Source organism: Planktothrix pseudagardhii (assembly GCF_904830925.1).
In the GTDB taxonomy this organism is placed as follows: domain Bacteria; phylum Cyanobacteriota; class Cyanobacteriia; order Cyanobacteriales; family Microcoleaceae; genus Planktothrix; species Planktothrix tepida.
The window spans coordinates 1,051,082-1,068,061 of sequence record NZ_LR882967.1 but is presented as its reverse complement, the minus strand read 5'-3'; the positions used below and the strand labels follow the sequence as shown (position 1 = coordinate 1,068,061).

The following is a 16,980-nucleotide window of genomic DNA, read 5'->3' as shown; positions in this document are numbered from 1 at the left end:
ATTAGAAGTCATTAATTCTCATAAAAGTTCAGAGATTATCGAATGGTGAAACCCTTACAAATTTCCGGTAACAGCTTGTACTTGTGTAGGATTGATGGCATTCAAGGGAGAACTTAACTGAATTGATAATCCTTCCCGCGCGATTAAACTATTGGGAAACTGTTCGGCAACTTGTTCGCCAATTTTATCCATAAAATCATCATTATGAAGCGGATCATGATGAAAAATGACTAACCGTTTTACCTTGGCGGCTTTAGCGATTTTAACAGCTTCTTGCCAAGTGGAATGTCCCCAACCTACCTTACTGGTTTTTTCGGCATGATATTCTTCATCCGTGTAGGTAGCATCGTAAATTAAAACATCAGCATTCCGAGCTAAAAATAATACATTTTCATCTAAGTGATCGGGAAAATGTTCTGTATCCGAGACATAAGCGGCTGAATAGTTTCGCCAGTTAACTCGATACCCCACCGCTTCACCTGGATGGTTTAATAACGCTGTTTCGACGGTAATTTCATTACTAATATTAATCGAATTGCCTACCGAAATATCGACAAATTTTAAGTCGGCTCCCATAATTTGTAACGGAACGGGAAAATTAGGATGGAGCATTTGATCATTTAAACGATGCTGCACCGTTGAACCATCGGGAGCAATTGTACCATAGATATAAAACGTATTAATTTTAATAAAAGCCGGAACAAAAAAGGGAAATCCTTGGATATGATCCCAATGATAATGAGTAAAAAATAAATGGGCAGTAACCGGCATTTGAGCCAGGAGGGATTGTCCCAGGACTCGTAACCCCGTACCTCCATCAAAAATCAATCGTTCCGTACCCACTCGCATTTCGATACAGGGCGTATTTCCGCCATAGCGCACGGTCTCCGAACCCGGACACGCGATGCTCCCTCTTACTCCCCAAAAATGAACCGTGAATTGGTTTTGTAGATTAGACATAGGTGTTATTACTCGTTGGAGTTAGGCGGTTGAGTGGGTTAGGTTGATTCGGATTAAGTTTTGGTGGAAAAACTTAATTGAAAGCCTCAAAGTTAAGATCCATCCTATCTTAACCGAGGTTGATCTTGTATCAATCCGAAATGATGCGACAGAATGACATAAACTATCGTTAATACCACTCTAATTTTAGATCAAATTTGAGATCACATAATACAATACTTTGGTTTGGATGTTCAGTATGGATAAAGTCAGTAAAACTCTTGATCATCTTCAGCTAATTCGGATTAGCCTATCAACTCAGAGTCAACACGTCCTGCATCAAGTCCAAAGGCTATTATATTCTAGGAATCGGACGGTTATTCCGTCTGAGCATTTTTCCCTGACACCCCCCTTGCAATTCACTCGTCTTGTTAAACCTTGGAAGCGGTTAGGCCAACGTCGGTCTGAACGCTTGAAAACTTGGTTATTCCTGCTAATAGGTTTCGGGATTTGGGGATGGTGGAATAGTAAACTTTTATTTTCAACGGCTTTGGCTGTGGGGGTAATGGCTTGGGTTTACCATCTGCGGGAACTTCCGATTAATTTCCAGGGGTGGAACTGGTATCGACGGTTGGAACCTTCTCAGCGTCAGTTGTTCTTGACGGTTGGTAGTGGGGTCAGTTCTTGTATTTTCTTCTATATTTCTCTATCCCTTTGGACAAGTGCTGAAAGTCCTGAAATGGCTTTAAGTCTAATCGGACAAAATTTAGGGATTTTGGGAATTTTAAGCTTGATTTTGTGGCAATGGTATCAACAAAAATATAATAACGTTCAATCTCAACTGAACCAATGGTTGGGAGATTTAACTCAAGATAATCCCCTGAAACGCTTGATTGCTGTGCATCAAATCACTGATTCCTTTCAGCATTCTCCCCAACGTTCAGGAAATCGACAATTATTATTAGAGGCGCAACGGTGGCAACCTTTACCGACTCTTCAGTCCTTTCAAGGCATTAATCAAACTCATATTGTTGAGTATTTTCAATTAATGTTATACCAAGAAAATGAACCCCTTGTGCGTGAAGCGTTATTAGCAGGGTTACAAATTTTGGAACCCGAAAACCACCGAAGGGATTTTGAGGAATTAAGGGTTAGAATTTCACCTGAAGATGATGTAAAATCAATTGACCATCAAAGGTTTCAAAGATAATTTTGTTAATATTTAATTCGCTTAATTCTAATTGAGCATTAGGGAAATTTAGGGAATCGGTATTGAGATGAGGAGAGACGTTCATCCGGGTTTCTGCTACTTTGTTACCTTCGGCATCATAGGCGAATAAAACGGTAGCGTGAGAACTGGTAATCAGTCCCAAGACTTGCTGAATGGGATATTTAAAGTTAATTTCTAAGACTCCCCCTTTGGGTGCGCCCATAATAACTGTTGTGGCAGGTTTTAAGACAAAAGCGGGATTAGAGGGTTGTAAAGCGATCGCATTATGAAACGTAATTCCCCAATGTTGGAATTGATTTTCAACAACTTCAAAACAATTTAATTCTTCTAAAGCTAATCGAATTTCGGTTGAGGCTTTAACGGTAAATTCTGGATCGATATTTTGGTCTTCTCGTTGAGGATAAACAATAATTTCAGATGAATTAGATTCGCAATCCATAGAAGTTTCTAACTCTAAGGATTGAATAAAATCAACAGCCGGAAAGTCTTCGTCTACCATAAAGTTTTTCATAGTTACCCACAACCAAATAATTGATAGAACAGGGTTATTGAACCATTCTGGTGTCAAACTGCTATCTTTTGGGGGAGTACAACTGGATTGACAGACTGAGATCCTTAAATCAGTTGCCCTTAAAAGATGGGTTTAACCCATGAGGGGTGTCACCCCTCATTATAAACCAGCCCAGACTGTTTGCAAACCCAGATTTAGGATTAACTAGATCCTACAAAGGCTTGGAGGGGAAATCAGGAAAAGAGCAGGGGGAGAAGGGGAGAGGGGGACAAGGGGACAAGGGGACAAGGGGACAAGGGGAGAGGGGGAGGGGGAAAAGAGGAGGAGGGGGAAAAGAGGAGGAGGGGGGAAAGAATCACTGCTGTATTCTGTTTCACCCGACATTCAACGCCGTAATTATTGCAGAGGTCAATTATGTTTGAACCGAATGGATTTGGTCAGCGTTCAATGGTGACATCTTTAGGCAGAATGGTGTATTACACCGCCGAGGGTTCACCTTGGAATTTGAATGAAGTTTCTGCGACATTACCTCCGTTAGTCTTTTTACATGGATTTGGGGGAGGTTCTTCTGCTTATGAATGGTCAAAAGTTTATCCGGCTTTTGTAGATGAATACCGAATTTTAGCCCCGGATTTAATCGGGTGGGGTCGTTCAGAACATCCGGCAAAAACTTATAAAATTGAGGATTATCTCACGACCATTACTGAGTTTTTAGAACAAACCTGTTCACCTCCAGCTACAGTCATTGCTTCTTCTCTAACGGCAGCATTTACAATTCGAGTCGCCATTCAACGTCCCGACTTGTTCAAATCTTTGATTTTAGTAACTCCTTCAGGATTATCGGATTTTGGAGAAAATTATGGACGCACATTGTTCAGCCAAATTGTGAAAACACCCATTTTAGATCGGATTTTGTATTTTACGGGAATTGCCAATAGTGGCGGAATTCAAAGTTTTCTGCAAAGCCGTCAATTTGCTGAACCCAATCGAATTTATCCCGAAATTGTAGACGCTTATTTAAAATCGGCTCAACAACCCAATGCCGAATACGCAGCTTTGTCTTTTGTGGGGGGTGATTTGTGTTTTGATTTATCATTGTATATGACTCAACTGATTACACCAACAGCTATTCTTTGGGGTGAAAAATCCGCTTTTACCAGTCCCGAAACTGGCCAACGGTTAGCTAACTTAAATCCAACGGCGATTAAAGTTTTTCAAAAAATAGATAATGTTGGATTAACTCCCCATTTAGAACTTCCGGCGGTCACGATTGGGGTGATTCGTCAATGTCTAAAAATCCTTGAACCCCTTTCAACCCCATGAGTAAAATAAAGACATGATCCCAAAGTAACTGTTAAGTTTATGTCTAACGCTGATTATTTCGGTGAACTTCAGTGGCTTCCTGAAGCCAAAGCCAAATTGAAAAATATCCCCTATTTTGTTCGGACTCAAGCTAGACAACGGATTGAACAACTAGCCAGAGAAGCAGAACAAGGTATTGTTACCGCAGAACTTGTGGAACAAGCCCGATTGGAATTTGGCCAATAGGGGGGACGGGGAGATGGGGGGACGGGGAGATGGGGAAAAAGGGAGACGGGGGGACGGGGAGACGGGGAGATGGGGAAATTATTAACTTCTGACTCTTTTCTGTGCACTCCGCACTCCGCACTCTACACTCCGCACTCTTGTCTTGACGGTCAAGTTCCGACGATAAAAATGTCCCGTAACGCTTTAAACTGAAGGGTGACATTTTTATTGTGTTTAAGGTTAATTGCATTAGCGGTGAGAAAAGTCATTATTGCGGGTAACTGGAAGATGTTTAAAACCCAAACAGAAGCTCAAGAGTTTCTGCAAGGGTTTACCAGTCATTTAGATGAAACCTCGGAAGACCGGGAAGTGGTACTTTGTGTACCATTTACCGCCTTGGGGATGATGTCCAAAAGTTTACATGGGAGTCGAATTCTCCTCGGTGCTCAAAACATACATTGGGAAGATTCTGGAGCTTACACGGGGGAAATTTCTGGCCCGATGTTACTAGAATTTGGCATCCGCTATGTTGTTGTGGGTCACAGTGAACGACGTCAATATTTTGGCGAAACTGATGAAACGGTAAATTGGCGACTCAGAGCGGCTCAACGTCATGGGTTAACGCCAATTTTATGTGTAGGAGAAACGAAACAACAACGAGATGCTGGAGAAACAGAACGTGTGATTTTCTCTCAGTTGGAAAAGGATTTAATCGGGGTTGATCAAAACAATTTAGTGATTGCTTATGAACCGATTTGGGCAATAGGAACCGGGGATACTTGTGAAACCACAGAAGCTAATCGTGTGATTGGTTTAATTCGCAGTAAATTAATCAATCCTAATGTAACCATTCAATATGGTGGCTCTGTCAAACCGGATAATATTGATGATATTATGGCACAGCCAGAAATTGATGGGGCATTAGTAGGAGGGGCAAGTTTACAACCTGAAAGTTTTGCCCGAATTGTTAATTATCAGTAATCAGTTATCAGTAATCAGTTATCAGTTATCAGTCAAAGCGTTTACCCATTAAATTTATATTTTTCCCATTGCAAGAATGCCTATTCCCCATTTCCTTTTCCCCTCTGTTCCCTGTTCCCTGTTCCCTGTTCCCTATTCTCTATTATAAAAATTATGACGGCTGTTCTTAACCCTTTAACCCTTAGAGAAACTTGTTTTCAATGGGGGAAGCGAACTTATATTATGGGGGTTTTGAATATTACCCCAGATAGTTTTAGTGATGGGGGAGATTTTAATAGTTTAGAGATGGCTTTCAACCAAGCGCAAAAAATGGTGGAAGCCGGAGTGGATATCATTGATATTGGCGGACAATCTACTCGACCCGGGGCGGAAACTGTTAGTTTAAAGGAAGAATTAAACCGTGTAATTCCCCTAATTCAAGCGATTAGAAAGAGTTCGGATGAACTGTTAGCTAATATTCCCATTTCTGTTGATACAACTTCCTCCCAAGTCGCCCAAGCAGCCGTTCAAGCGGGAGGAGACATGATTAATGATATTTCGGGTGCAACCTTTGATCCGAAGATGTTATCGGTGGTGGCTCAATTAAACGTTCCTATTATTTTAATGCACCTTCGAGGAACACCGAAAACGATGCAAAGTTTAACGGATTATCAGGATTTAATCGGAGAATTAAGACAATTTTTAGAAGAACGAATTCAAGCTGCTATTCATCACGGAATTCCTAAAGATTATATTATCATTGATCCGGGAATTGGTTTTGCTAAAACTGTTGTCCAAAATTTAAAAATATTGAGAAATTTAACCGAGTTGCGATCGCTCGATTGTCCCATTTTAGTGGGAACCTCTCGCAAAAGTTTTATTGGTCATCTTTTAAACCAACCTGACCCGAAACAACGGGTTTGGGGAACGGCGGCAACTTGTGTGGCAGCTATTGGGAATTCTGCGGATATTTTACGAGTTCATGACGTTAAAGAAATGGTAGATGTCAGTCGAGTTGCTGATGCCATTTATCGGGTGAGTCTTGAAAAAGAGTAGGAATTATTATCACAGCAAAAGTAGCTATCTCGGTTAAAATTAAGGTAGATCTGATTTATCAATAAGCCGTATTTAACGTTTAAACTCCATATTTCTATGTCTACTCCTGAAAAGCTTTACGAAGGCAAAGCAAAAATTATCTATGCAACGGATGACCCGGAAATCTTACTCGCCTACTTCAAAGATGATGCCACGGCTTTTAATGCCCAAAAACGTGGGACAATTCGAGGCAAAGGGGAAATTAACACCGCTATTTCTAGCCATCTGTTTCAACAGTTAGAAGCTCAAGGCGTTCCCACCCATTATATTGATTGTCCTGCACCTAATGAAATGCGGGTGAAACGGGTAAACATTGTTCCAGTAGAAGTCATTGTTCGGAATATAGCGGCGGGAAGTTTATGTAAACAAACTGGAATTGCTGTTGGGACAGTGATTGAACCGCCAATAGTAGAATTTTGCTATAAAAATGATGAATTAGGTGATCCGTTATTAACTCATGAACGCCTGTTATTAATGAAGTTAGCAACGCCAAAGCAATTAGAACAAATCACCCAGTTATCCTTACTAATTAATCAACTTCTCTCTGACTTTTTTAATGAATGTGGGATTACGTTAGTTGATTTTAAATTAGAATTTGGGATGACCTCGGATGGTCAACTGGTACTGGCCGATGAAATTAGTCCTGATACCTGTCGATTATGGGATCAATCGGAAACAGACCCCGACCGTCGAGTTTTGGATAAAGACCGTTTTCGTCGAGATTTAGGAAATGTTGAATCTGCCTATCAACAAGTTCTTAAACGGGTTTTAGAACATACACCCAACTGATCTTAAAAGGGAGAAGAGGAGAGACAGAGTTCGACTAAGATCACGCCAAAGTGTTAACTGTTGACCCCTGACTCCTCTTTTGATCAACAGTTAATACTTAACCATCAACTTCCCTGTTCTTCAGCAATCGCTAATGGGGTTCACTCCTTATTTTTAGTGGCGACAATGCGAATCCGCTTATAGTCCGCAATCCAAGAGCCATTCTTGAATAATTTGGGGCGCAAGCGAGTTTCGATATCAGTAATAATATTTAGTTGTTTAGAAAGGGGAATCCCCTCAAAGAAATTTCCGGCAAACATCTTCAGCCAATTTCTTAACCCTTTGTCTCCATCATTTAATGGAGTTGGACGTTCCATTAATGTTGCTGACTTGAGTTGAAAGCCTTGTGATTCTAAAAGCATTCCATATTCAGCAATACTCGGAAAATACCAAGGATTTAAGGTTTTGTTTTGAGGATATCCAGCCGCATCTAACGCTGCATAAATTGCGGCAATAATGGTATCAATATTCCCTTTGCCTCCAAATTCTGCAACAAAACGCCCGCCGGGTTTTAAGACACGCCAAACCCCATCCACAACTTTTTCAGGTTGTTGAATCCAATGTAAAACTGCATTCGAGAAAACTGCATCAAACTGTTCAGTCCAGGTTAAGTTAGCTCCATCTGCCACTAAAAAATTTAGACCGGGGTAAGTTTGACTAGCGCGTTTAATCATCGTTGAAGCCTTGTCAATTCCGATCACTTCAGCCCCAGTGTTTGTAATTTTATAGCTCAGATGACCTGTGCCACAACCGAGATCAAGAATCTGCTCTCCTATACGGGGATCAAGCAATTCCAATAGATCTACGGCTAAGTTAGAGACAAAGCTATGATGACTGTCGTAGAGTTTTGCATCCCAATGAGGCACAGGAGCCATAGGAGCATAGTTTACGGTCTTAGTGTTCATTAGGCAGTCAGGCAGAATTTGTTTGTCACTTTTTAGTATGCAACATTCTGTTCATGATTTGCTAAAAATTAAGGAAAGTTTAGACTTATTTCAAGAGGGAGAATTTATACTGACGCCCAAAGGTAGATTCTACCGATAAAAGGGTCTTTTGACCTCCTTGGGATGGGAAAATAGGAATCTTTTTATACCGTCTCTGAACCCTTATTTCATCTAGTTAAAGATAGAGATTTACTCAACCCCTTATTTTACTTTTATAAAAGTCTTTAACAGTCTCAGGAAACGGTTATTACCGAGGGGATAGTTTTTTTTAGGGTTAATTAGAATTGACAAAATAAACTCAATATGATAAAGCTTGCTGTTCACAAATTTGAGTTAAACAAATCTGTCGTAAACACATTTTTACTTTACATAGGGGAAACCCTATTAAGCCCTAAGAAGGATGCAATTTTAAAAGGAAATAGTTTGTAGAAGAAATAGGACAAACTGTCATACTGAGATGAACCTCTTGCGTACTGAATGTGAGGATTTTGGCGTTCTCTTGCTAATAGGGCTGATAATATTAAAGCTATAATCTAACTCCATCAAGGTTTTCAGAATTTATTATCCCGACACTTGTACCAGCAGTTACTTTTGATCCTCAGTACCCAGGACAGCTAAATTTATGTTTTTATGGAAATCCCCTCTTATTTCTAAAAGAGTTTCTCGTCCGGTTTTTCTGATCCGTTTTCTTGCCCTGTTTACACTGATCTTGGCAGTGACCCTGTACTCAGGGACACTCACATCCTCTGCCATTACTCAGAATGCCTATTCTCAGGAATTGATCGCCCAGTCTCCAGCACCAACTTCCGATCAACTGCCCCCAAGTGCGTCGCCTCAGATTCCTACCTCAGATACAGCTTTATTGTTTCAAAATGACCGTTATGTGGTGAGAGTATTTCGAGAAGAAAATAAAGCTTATGTCAATATCTATGACAAGGAAAACAAAACCCTAACCCTTAAAAAAATACCTGTTTCTATTACTCTGGCTAAAAACCCTACAAAAGATCCGATTAAATACGTTGCTGTGATCGGTAATCAACAATATATCGTGTTGATTAGTCCGTTGGGTTCTTCAGAGTTAACTATTGTCAAGGGGGGAACAGTGGTCTATCGCCAAGGAAGTAATCAGGTTGAAGTTGCTCAAAAAGTCCCCGGTGTCTCTGACCAAACTGTATCTGTCAATCCCACCGTTGCCCTGATCAAGACAATATTTATTAATTATGCCAAATTAACCCTCTTTGTTCTGATGTTTTCTATGGCAATTCATTGGAAAATTGAGGATGTCGTCTGGATCTGGAAGCAACCGTCTCTCCTGTTGCGATCGCTACTCTCGGTGTTAATTGCAGTGCCATTATTGGGAGCCTTAACCGTATTCATTCCGGGTTTAACCGTGGCACAACGCATTGGTATTGGGGCAATGATAGCCTGTCCCGGTGCGCCCATGATTCCCTTTAAGAGTATAAAAGCTGGGGGACAGCCAAAGTTTATTGCTAGTTTACAGTTTACGGTGTGCGTTCTAGCCATTGTTAGTATCCCCTTAACGGCTGCTATTCTGAGTCAGTTCTATCCGAATCAAGCCTGGTTATCCCCACAAGACATTGCTAACCAAGTGTTGTTTGCTCAGGTGTTACCCATGGGAATCGGCGTTTTACTGGCTCAATATGTACCCCAGTTAGCAGAAGATTGGGTAGAACCCGTCAACAAAATTGCCAAATTGATGCTTTTGCTGGCTCTAATTATCCTGCTCGCCGTCAGCCTAGAAAAAGTTCTCAATGCCGGATTTATTGCTTACTTGGTAATGGGTTTGCTCTCGATTGCTTCGCTGGTCTGTGGTCATGTTTTGGGTGGGCCGAAACCGGAAACAAGAACAGTTCTAGCTTATGCAACCGCAACTCGGAATGCGGGTTTAGCGGTTCTACTGGTTAGCTTGAATTTCCCCAATTTAGATTTTATCAAAAGTGGCATTATCGATACGCTGATTACCTATGCCTTAATTGCTGCGATTGTTTCCATTCCTTATACAGCTTGGCGTAAACGAACAATGGTTAAGAATTAGAGACAATAAAATTAAGCTTCAGTTAAGGGACATTTAATATTTTGTGGTAGCTCCAGAATGTTCTACCCTAGAACATTGGATCTGTATATTTCCAGGAGAAGTGATTATGTCGGGTAGTGAACTAAAAGCTGATTTTTGGGTAAGCGAGTATATCACACCTTGGGATATTTATGTACATGGAATTACCCAAGTATTAGCGTATAAAAAAACCCCGTATCAAGATATGTATGTTGTGGAAACGGGTGCTTATGGAAAAGCCTTGGTTCTCGATGGTAAATGGCAATCTTGTACGGGAGATGAATTTCTCTATCACGAACCCTTAGTTCATGTCGCTTCGGTCTATCACGGTTCTCCCAAAAAAGTTGCGGTTTTGGGGGGAGGAGAAGGGGCAACGATTCGAGAGGTTTTACGTTGGAAAACTATTGAATGTGTTGCCATGATTGACCTGGATGGAGATGTGGTGGAAGCCTGTAAACAACATCTGCCAGAAATGCACCAAAATGCTTTTGATGATCCCCGCACCCAACTGATTATCGGGGATGCGATTGACTTTTTAGAGCAGACTCAGGAAAAATGGGATATTGTGATTTCGGATTTATCCGATCCCATTGAAGAGGGGCCATCCTTCAAATTATTTACCAAAGAATATTTTGAAAAAATTCAGCAAATTTTAACTCCCGATGGTTATGGGGTGATTCAAGCTGGCCCGGTTTCCCCCAATGAAATGAAACTGCACGTTCGTTTGGTGAATACTCTGAAAACGGTATTTCCCCAGGTTCACTCTTATACCAGTTATATTTCCACCTACGGAAGTCCCTGGAGTTTCATTATCGTTTCTAACCAACCGATTAATACCCGTCCTGACCCCGACACGGTGGATCAACTGTTGCAAGACCAAACCATCGGAGGATTACGGATGTTTGATGGGACAACGATGTTAGGAATGTTACAAGTACCCAAACATTTACGCGATGCGATCGCCTCTGAAACAGAAATTTATACTTTAGCTGAACCTCCGAAATTCTTTGGCAAAGGAGCCAATGCTTAATCAATGATACAAGGAAACAGGAGGGCTCTTCTCGTTGTCCTCCTGTCTCCTGATTCTATTGACGAACTTTAACCAAAATCTAGTACAATACACCCTGAACCCTCGGCAAATGTTCTCAGTGAGCTTAGAACCAGGGAGCATCTGTTGTATAAAGTATTTAAGTTGAGTTTTAGTGAACACCCTGAGATAGTGTTTTTTTGAGTGGAAAAATTAGGCAAAATCCGATTAATAAACCCTTCTTGGTGATTGAGGAGTCAAACCTGAATGACAAAATCTAAATTCTTGCGTCCCCACACACTTCTGTTATTAGCGGGATTAATGGGTGTGAGTTTGGTAGGGTTGGGATGGAAACAACAGTTCGCCAAAGCTCAACCGACTGAAGTAGCAACGGGTTTAAACTGGTCAGGAGCATCGTTTCCCGTTGAAAATTTTCAAGAATATACCTCTCCTTTTGGCTATCGGGGGGAAGGGTTTCACTATGGTTTAGATTTGGCAGCCCCTGAAGGCAGTTATATTCGCAATTGGTGGCAAGGAACGGTTGTGGAAGTGTGGCAAGATGGTCGTTGTGGTAACGGGATTGCCATTCAGTCTGGCCAATGGGAACATATTTATTGTCACGTTCAAGGGACTGTGGAAAAAACCAGTCAAGGAACTTATTTTATTGACCGAGAAGGGGGTATTCAACTTTGGGAAGGTCAGCAAGTTCCTTCGGGGACGAGAATTGCCAGAGTGGGAATGACGGGACGGACAACAGGCCCTCACCTTCATTGGGGTGTCAAATATAGTGGCCGTTGGGTTGATCCCGCTCGTGTGTTACGCTCAATGTACAATCAACAAATTCAACAAGCCAGAGGCAGTTAAGGAGATGGTTTCAGGGACTTAGTGAAGTTTTGTAAAAAAATCGCGTTATGTTTGATACAATAAAATTGTGAGATTTGAAAATTTATACCCGCAGGCAGATTAAGAAAACGGCGTTTAGGTTATTCAAATCGCAACAACAACGGTATTTTTGACACTCCCCCGCCAAGCTATGTACTGGGCTGGGGATTCTTTTTTCAGCGAATCAATTTGCTCTGACAAGACGGATTCTACCAAATTTTGGGGTTAGGATGAAGGATCACAACGTATCTCGATCATAAAACCATCGGGGTCATAGAAATAAATGCCACGTCCAGTGGGTCGGGTGACGGGGCCATGATCAATGAGAATAGAATTTGACTGCAAGACTTCTACCGCTTGCTCAAAAAATTCTGCTGGAATATCAAAGGCTAAATGATTCACACGGGTAAACGCTTTTTTGGGATCAGGATCAGGGGGGTTTAAATCCGGTTCAGCAAATAAATCAATGACTGTCCCGTCAGGGGTAATAAAATTAGCGACTTTTCCCGTTTCAACAAGACCTTTTAAGGTACTGGGAACTTCATCCCCAACTAATTCATGTAACCCTAATATTGTACCATAAAAATCGCGAGATTTTTGTAAGTCAACAACATTTAATGCAAGATGATGAACGCGGCGGAGAAGTCCTGGGGGTAAGATTTTGGGGTATAGGGTTGGCGTAGATTCCATGAATTTAATTGAAGGCTACAGTTTGAATTCTACCCATAATTTTTTGAACCCATAAAACGATTTGTCCAATAATATATCTTAAACTTTTAGGAAATTGAACTGCCCAAATATTAATAATTAAACACGTTGTTCCCAAGAGTAATAAAACATAGGTAGGAATCATCACGACACCAATCATAAACCAGGTGAAAACGTGCAGTACCATCAATCCTGAATATAAACTAGCAAACCCAGAAATTAACAAAATTTGAGATGGAGGACGATTTAAACCGATAAAAATTAGGGTTTGTAAGGTAGCCAGTAAATTAAACGGCACTAAAAAAGCACAAATTCCTAAACAGTTATTTCGAGAGAACTCAGCAATTGTTGTGAAATCCATCATGATCAAAACTCTTCTTTTTCTGTTGTTTGAGATCGGGAATTGAATAATTTTTCTGTTTTGGGCTTCTACACTATAGCGTCTTTATTGAATTTGTGAAATATTCTGTTCCTTTTGATTTTACAGAACCGTCACAATTTCTATCAAATGATTGATGAAATGAGTTTTTGGAGATTAATTTCTGTCCTCCTCCTTAATGTCTATGGTTGACTATTTCTTGTTTTTTAAAGCGGTTGTCCAAAAATTGGTAAACATCATTAAGAAACTACCAATAATAATCAATAAAGCAAGTCCAACGGGGATCGCTGTTTCTAAATCTATACTTTCCATTGTCATTGGCTAAATTTATTCAAGAGATACCTTAACACAGATGTTTATTCTTGGGGAAGGTGAAGCTCGTTATTCTCATTTTGGCTATGTACCCGCTTTAGTTCCCCTTTTCAAAGACCTTGAGCAACTTTGGCTTTCTTCTGTTACCATTAAATTTGTTACATATCTTAATCTATAACACCAGTTCCTTAACAAAATTATACGGAGAAGGCAATGACAGAACCACAAAAAGGACAATGGGATGGGGGTCGGTTCCTGAAAACCCTGGCTTATTTTAAGGTTATTCCCTTTATTGGCAATATTAACTGGATACAAAATTTATTAGGGGGAGGGGCAAAAAAACGGCAAGAAAAACCCAATATTATATTAGTCGTGGGTGCCACGGGGGGAGTGGGAAAACGAGTGGTTCAACGGTTACAACAACAAGGCATTAAAGTGCGTTGTTTAGTTCGGGATGCTAAAAGAGGAAGAACAATCTTAGGAAATTCGGTAGAATTAATTGAAGCAGATTTAACCCTTCCTGAAACCTTAACGCCTGCTGTCTTTCAAGATATTAATGGGATTATTTGTTGTAGTGGTACAAAAGTCCAACCCGTTGAAGGAGATACGCCGAACCGCGAAAAATATTATCAGGGAATTAAGTTTTATATGCCGGAAGTGGTTGATGTACCGGAATTAGTGGAATATAAAGGCATTCAAAATTTAATTAATACAGTACCTAGAACCCTGAGAAATGCTGGGGATAAAATTTTGTTTGATTTTACCCAACCTGCTGAAGATGTTAAGGAAATTTGGGGGGCATTAGATGATATTGTCATGGGGGGTATTAGTGAAAGTTCGTTAAAGTTAACACCAGATGGCGCATTGTTTACAGGATATGTTTCAACAGCGAATTCTGGGGGGTTTGTTTCCGTGCGAACCCGCAATTTTGAACCTCCTTTAAATTTATATGATTATCAAGGGATTGAATTACGGGTTAAAGGCGATGGAAAACGCTATAAATTTATTATTCGCTGTAATGAAGGTTGGGATAGTGTAGGATATTGTTATTCGTTTGATACGGTGTACAATATTCCTATTACCATTCGGATTCCTTTTGATAAATTAATTCCGGTGTTTCGTGCTAAAACTTTAAATGAAGGAAAACCTTTTAATGCCAGTCAGGTATTTTCCTTACAATTAATGTTGAGTAAATTTGAATATGATGGCGCATTAAATCCCAAATTTGAACCCGGACTTTTTCAATTAGAAATTGAATCGATTAAGGCCTACGGTGGAACCGTTTTACCTCGATTTGTTCAGGTGAGCTCGGCGGGGGTAACTCGTCCAGGAAAACCCGGATTAAATTTAGAAGAAGAACCTCCGGCGGTGCGTTTAAATGAACAATTAGGGGGGATTTTAACCTGGAAATTACGGGGAGAAGAGGTGATTCGTTCTAGTGGTATTCCCTATACAATTATTCGTCCCTGTGCATTAACAGAACAACCCGGAGGTTCTGCGTTAATAGTTGACAAAGGAGACACAATTAAAGGACAAGTCAGTCGAGAGGATATTGCTGAATTATGTATCCAAGCTTTAACTCAACCGAAAGCTTGTAATACGACTTTTGAAGTTAAAGCAGAACTGGATAGTCCAGCATCAAAAAATTGGGATGAGTTATTTTCTCAACTTAAATCTGATTAATAGGGAATAGGGAATGAGTTTCAGGATTTGGTAGAGACGCGCCATGGCGCGTCTCTACCACTGTAATGCGTAGCACTTAAAATCAAATTATATTTTGACATGAAGCTAATAAAGATTTAAACTGCTTCTGGAAACCTAATCTCTTGTCTGTTCCGTACTATATGCTAAAGTTTAAATCCGTTTTAACGCCTTATTTATTTTTATTTCCTGCTTTATTAATGCTGACCTTAACCGTATTTTGGCCAGCGTTACAAGCATTTTATTTAAGTTTGTTTAGTTATGACTTACTTACACCGCCAGAATGGGTCGGGTTAAAGAATTTTCAACAGTTATGGACAGATGAGGTATTTTGGGAAACCTTAAAGAATACCTTGCTTTATTTAATCATCGTTGTTCCGATTTTAGTTTTTGCACCCTTGGCTTTAGCGATTTTAGTGAATCAAAAATTACGCGGAATTAATGGCTTTAGAACCGCCTATTATGTTCCGGTCGTGATTTCAATGGTGGTGGCGGGTATTGCGTGGAAATGGTTATATGCAGAAAATGGGTTTTTAAATCAACTTTTAAATGCTATTTCTTTTCCTCCTATTCCTTGGTTAACCAGTCCCCATGTCGCCTTGTTTAGTGTGATGGCGGTGACGATTTGGAAAGGCTTAGGCTATTATATGGTGATTTATTTAGCAGGATTACAAGGAATTCCATTAGAACTGTATGAAGCCGCAACGATTGACGGTTCTGATGGGTTAAAAAAACATTGGGATATTACCTTACCTTTAATGAAACCTTACATGGTTTTAGTGGGGGTCATTTCAGCAATATCCTCAACGAAAGTGTTTGAAGAAGTGTATATTATGACCCAAGGAGGGCCAAGAAATAGTTCTAAAACGATTGTTTATTATTTGTATGAACAAGGCTTCCAACAATTAGAATTTGGTTATGCTTGTACCATTGGATTAATTTTATTTTTAATCGTTTTGGGATTATCGATTTTACGATTAGGGATTGAACGGTTTAGCGAGACTGTTAACAGCAATAGTCCGTTGCTGTAACAGACTCGGTACTCGGTACCCGACAGCCAACACCCGACACCGATTTTAAAGCTTGATGGAACAGTGACAGGGTTCTTGCTGTAATAATTGTTCTCCAGCTTGTTTTAAAGCTATTAATACAGGTTGCAGTTGTCGGCCTTTATCGGTTAAGGAATATTCAACATGAGGGGGTATTTCTGCATAGACCTTCCTTTCAATAATACCATATTTTTCTAATTCTCGGAGGCGAATTGTCAAGGTTTTCGTACTTATTCCGGGTAAAGCCTCTAAAAATTCATGGGTACGACAATTCCTGATTAGTAACTCCCGCAAAATTGAGACTGACCATTTGCTGCTGATGATTTGCACAATATATTGAATCGGGCAAGTGTTTTGATTCTGGGAGCTTGCAGAACCAAAGTCTGGTTTTTCGAGACAAGGGGTAACATTCATTTGCAACATTTGTTAACATTAATCCCAAGAGCCTTAAGGATTCAATCTTTTTTAAGAATAGCCTATAATTCCCAGATGGCAACTATCTTTTACTTTTGGTAACTATGTGAATGAAGGGAACCTATATTGAAATCACGATAGAAAGTAGTACGCTTTGAGATAGAGGGAAAACAAACCCTCAGTTGAGGCCGAAAGTTCACACCTAGAGAGAAAAAAACGGAAAAAAATCTTAAGAACTGCCAAGTTCACCGATTCAAGATTCAGAAGTTCTAAACATTCATATTGAGTATCGAGTGATTTAGAACCAGTTAACTCAGAATGTACGGGTAAGGATAAATACATTCTGACCTAAGTTTGAACTTAAATAAACAATAAAGATTGACTGAATTCTAACAAAAC

18 protein-coding genes are annotated in these 16,980 nt (G+C 40.1%); 11 read left to right on the top strand and 7 right to left on the bottom strand.

The features are described from left to right. Positions 1 to 54: 54 nt before the first annotated feature. Complete coding sequence (locus NMK36_RS04500) at positions 55 to 960, bottom strand: MBL fold metallo-hydrolase (RefSeq protein ID WP_072720156.1); 906 nt, start codon at positions 958 to 960, stop codon at positions 55 to 57. 238 nt (positions 961 to 1,198) lie between these two features. On the opposite strand from NMK36_RS04500, the gene NMK36_RS04495 reads away from it, so the two are divergent. Then, a complete protein-coding gene (locus NMK36_RS04495; RefSeq protein ID WP_072720157.1) occupies positions 1,199 to 2,149 on the top strand; it encodes a hypothetical protein in 951 nt (316 codons plus the stop codon). Here NMK36_RS04495 and NMK36_RS04490 read toward each other — a convergent pair. Next, positions 2,091 to 2,681, bottom strand: coding sequence for a hypothetical protein (locus NMK36_RS04490; RefSeq protein WP_139295100.1), 591 nt, complete (start codon positions 2,679 to 2,681; stop codon positions 2,091 to 2,093). The genes NMK36_RS04495 and NMK36_RS04490 overlap by 59 nt on opposite strands. A gap of 414 nt (positions 2,682 to 3,095) precedes the next feature. Between NMK36_RS04490 and NMK36_RS04485 the strand changes: the two genes are divergently transcribed. The 5 genes from NMK36_RS04485 (at position 3,096) to purC (ending at position 7,052) form a co-directional block, all read left to right on the top strand. After that, positions 3,096 to 4,004, top strand: a complete 909-nt coding sequence (locus NMK36_RS04485; protein WP_072720160.1) for an alpha/beta fold hydrolase — start codon at positions 3,096 to 3,098, stop codon at positions 4,002 to 4,004. Between the two features lie 39 nt (positions 4,005 to 4,043). Then, positions 4,044 to 4,229: a PCP reductase family protein gene (locus NMK36_RS04480; RefSeq protein ID WP_072720161.1), complete on the top strand. Its 186-nt coding sequence runs from the start codon at positions 4,044 to 4,046 to the stop codon at positions 4,227 to 4,229. A gap of 234 nt (positions 4,230 to 4,463) precedes the next feature. Then, a complete protein-coding gene (gene tpiA, locus NMK36_RS04475) occupies positions 4,464 to 5,189 on the top strand; it encodes a triose-phosphate isomerase (protein ID WP_254175156.1) in 726 nt (241 codons plus the stop codon). A gap of 153 nt (positions 5,190 to 5,342) precedes the next feature. Continuing rightward, positions 5,343 to 6,224 (top strand): dihydropteroate synthase, encoded by an 882-nt coding sequence (gene folP, locus NMK36_RS04470; protein WP_254173074.1) that lies wholly within the window; start codon positions 5,343 to 5,345, stop codon positions 6,222 to 6,224. Positions 6,225 to 6,320: 96 nt separating this feature from the next. Then, complete coding sequence (purC, locus tag NMK36_RS04465) at positions 6,321 to 7,052, top strand: phosphoribosylaminoimidazolesuccinocarboxamide synthase (RefSeq protein WP_072720162.1); 732 nt, start codon at positions 6,321 to 6,323, stop codon at positions 7,050 to 7,052. A 140-nt stretch (positions 7,053 to 7,192) separates the two neighbouring features. Here purC and NMK36_RS04460 read toward each other — a convergent pair whose 3' ends face one another. Then, positions 7,193 to 7,966: a class I SAM-dependent methyltransferase gene (locus NMK36_RS04460; RefSeq protein ID WP_245824285.1), complete on the bottom strand. Its 774-nt coding sequence runs from the start codon at positions 7,964 to 7,966 to the stop codon at positions 7,193 to 7,195. Positions 7,967 to 8,750: 784 nt separating this feature from the next. On the opposite strand from NMK36_RS04460, the gene NMK36_RS04455 reads away from it, so the two are divergent. From NMK36_RS04455 to NMK36_RS04445, 3 genes are all read left to right on the top strand, one after another. Further along, positions 8,751 to 10,091: a bile acid:sodium symporter family protein gene (locus NMK36_RS04455; protein WP_186440396.1), complete on the top strand. Its 1,341-nt coding sequence runs from the start codon at positions 8,751 to 8,753 to the stop codon at positions 10,089 to 10,091. A gap of 106 nt (positions 10,092 to 10,197) precedes the next feature. After that, a complete protein-coding gene (locus tag NMK36_RS04450; protein WP_072720165.1) occupies positions 10,198 to 11,139 on the top strand; it encodes a spermidine synthase in 942 nt (313 codons plus the stop codon). A gap of 264 nt (positions 11,140 to 11,403) precedes the next feature. After that, positions 11,404 to 12,000, top strand: coding sequence for a M23 family metallopeptidase (locus NMK36_RS04445; protein WP_072720166.1), 597 nt, complete (start codon positions 11,404 to 11,406; stop codon positions 11,998 to 12,000). A gap of 243 nt (positions 12,001 to 12,243) precedes the next feature. Here NMK36_RS04445 and NMK36_RS04440 read toward each other — a convergent pair whose 3' ends face one another. The 3 genes from NMK36_RS04440 to NMK36_RS28735 all read right to left on the bottom strand — a co-directional run bounded on the left by NMK36_RS04440 (position 12,244) and on the right by NMK36_RS28735 (position 13,423). Beyond that, positions 12,244 to 12,708, bottom strand: coding sequence for a VOC family protein (locus NMK36_RS04440; protein ID WP_072720167.1), 465 nt, complete (start codon positions 12,706 to 12,708; stop codon positions 12,244 to 12,246). A gap of 4 nt (positions 12,709 to 12,712) precedes the next feature. Continuing rightward, complete coding sequence (locus NMK36_RS04435) at positions 12,713 to 13,090, bottom strand: hypothetical protein (protein WP_083580076.1); 378 nt, start codon at positions 13,088 to 13,090, stop codon at positions 12,713 to 12,715. 207 nt (positions 13,091 to 13,297) lie between these two features. After that, the gene (locus NMK36_RS28735; protein WP_281250340.1) at positions 13,298 to 13,423 is read right to left on the bottom strand and encodes a hypothetical protein; all 126 of its coding nucleotides are present in this window, start codon (positions 13,421 to 13,423) and stop codon (positions 13,298 to 13,300) included. Positions 13,424 to 13,630: 207 nt separating this feature from the next. On the opposite strand from NMK36_RS28735, the gene NMK36_RS04430 reads away from it, so the two are divergent. Further along, positions 13,631 to 15,100, top strand: coding sequence for a CIA30 family protein (locus tag NMK36_RS04430; RefSeq protein ID WP_254173073.1), 1,470 nt, complete (start codon positions 13,631 to 13,633; stop codon positions 15,098 to 15,100). A 161-nt stretch (positions 15,101 to 15,261) separates the two neighbouring features. After that, entirely contained in the window at positions 15,262 to 16,149 is an 888-nt protein-coding gene (locus tag NMK36_RS04425; RefSeq protein WP_072720169.1) for a carbohydrate ABC transporter permease, read from the top strand. 45 nt (positions 16,150 to 16,194) lie between these two features. Here NMK36_RS04425 and NMK36_RS04420 read toward each other — a convergent pair whose 3' ends face one another. Beyond that, positions 16,195 to 16,581, bottom strand: a complete 387-nt coding sequence (locus tag NMK36_RS04420) for a winged helix-turn-helix transcriptional regulator (RefSeq protein WP_254175155.1) — start codon at positions 16,579 to 16,581, stop codon at positions 16,195 to 16,197. Positions 16,582 to 16,980: the final 399 nt, after the last annotated feature.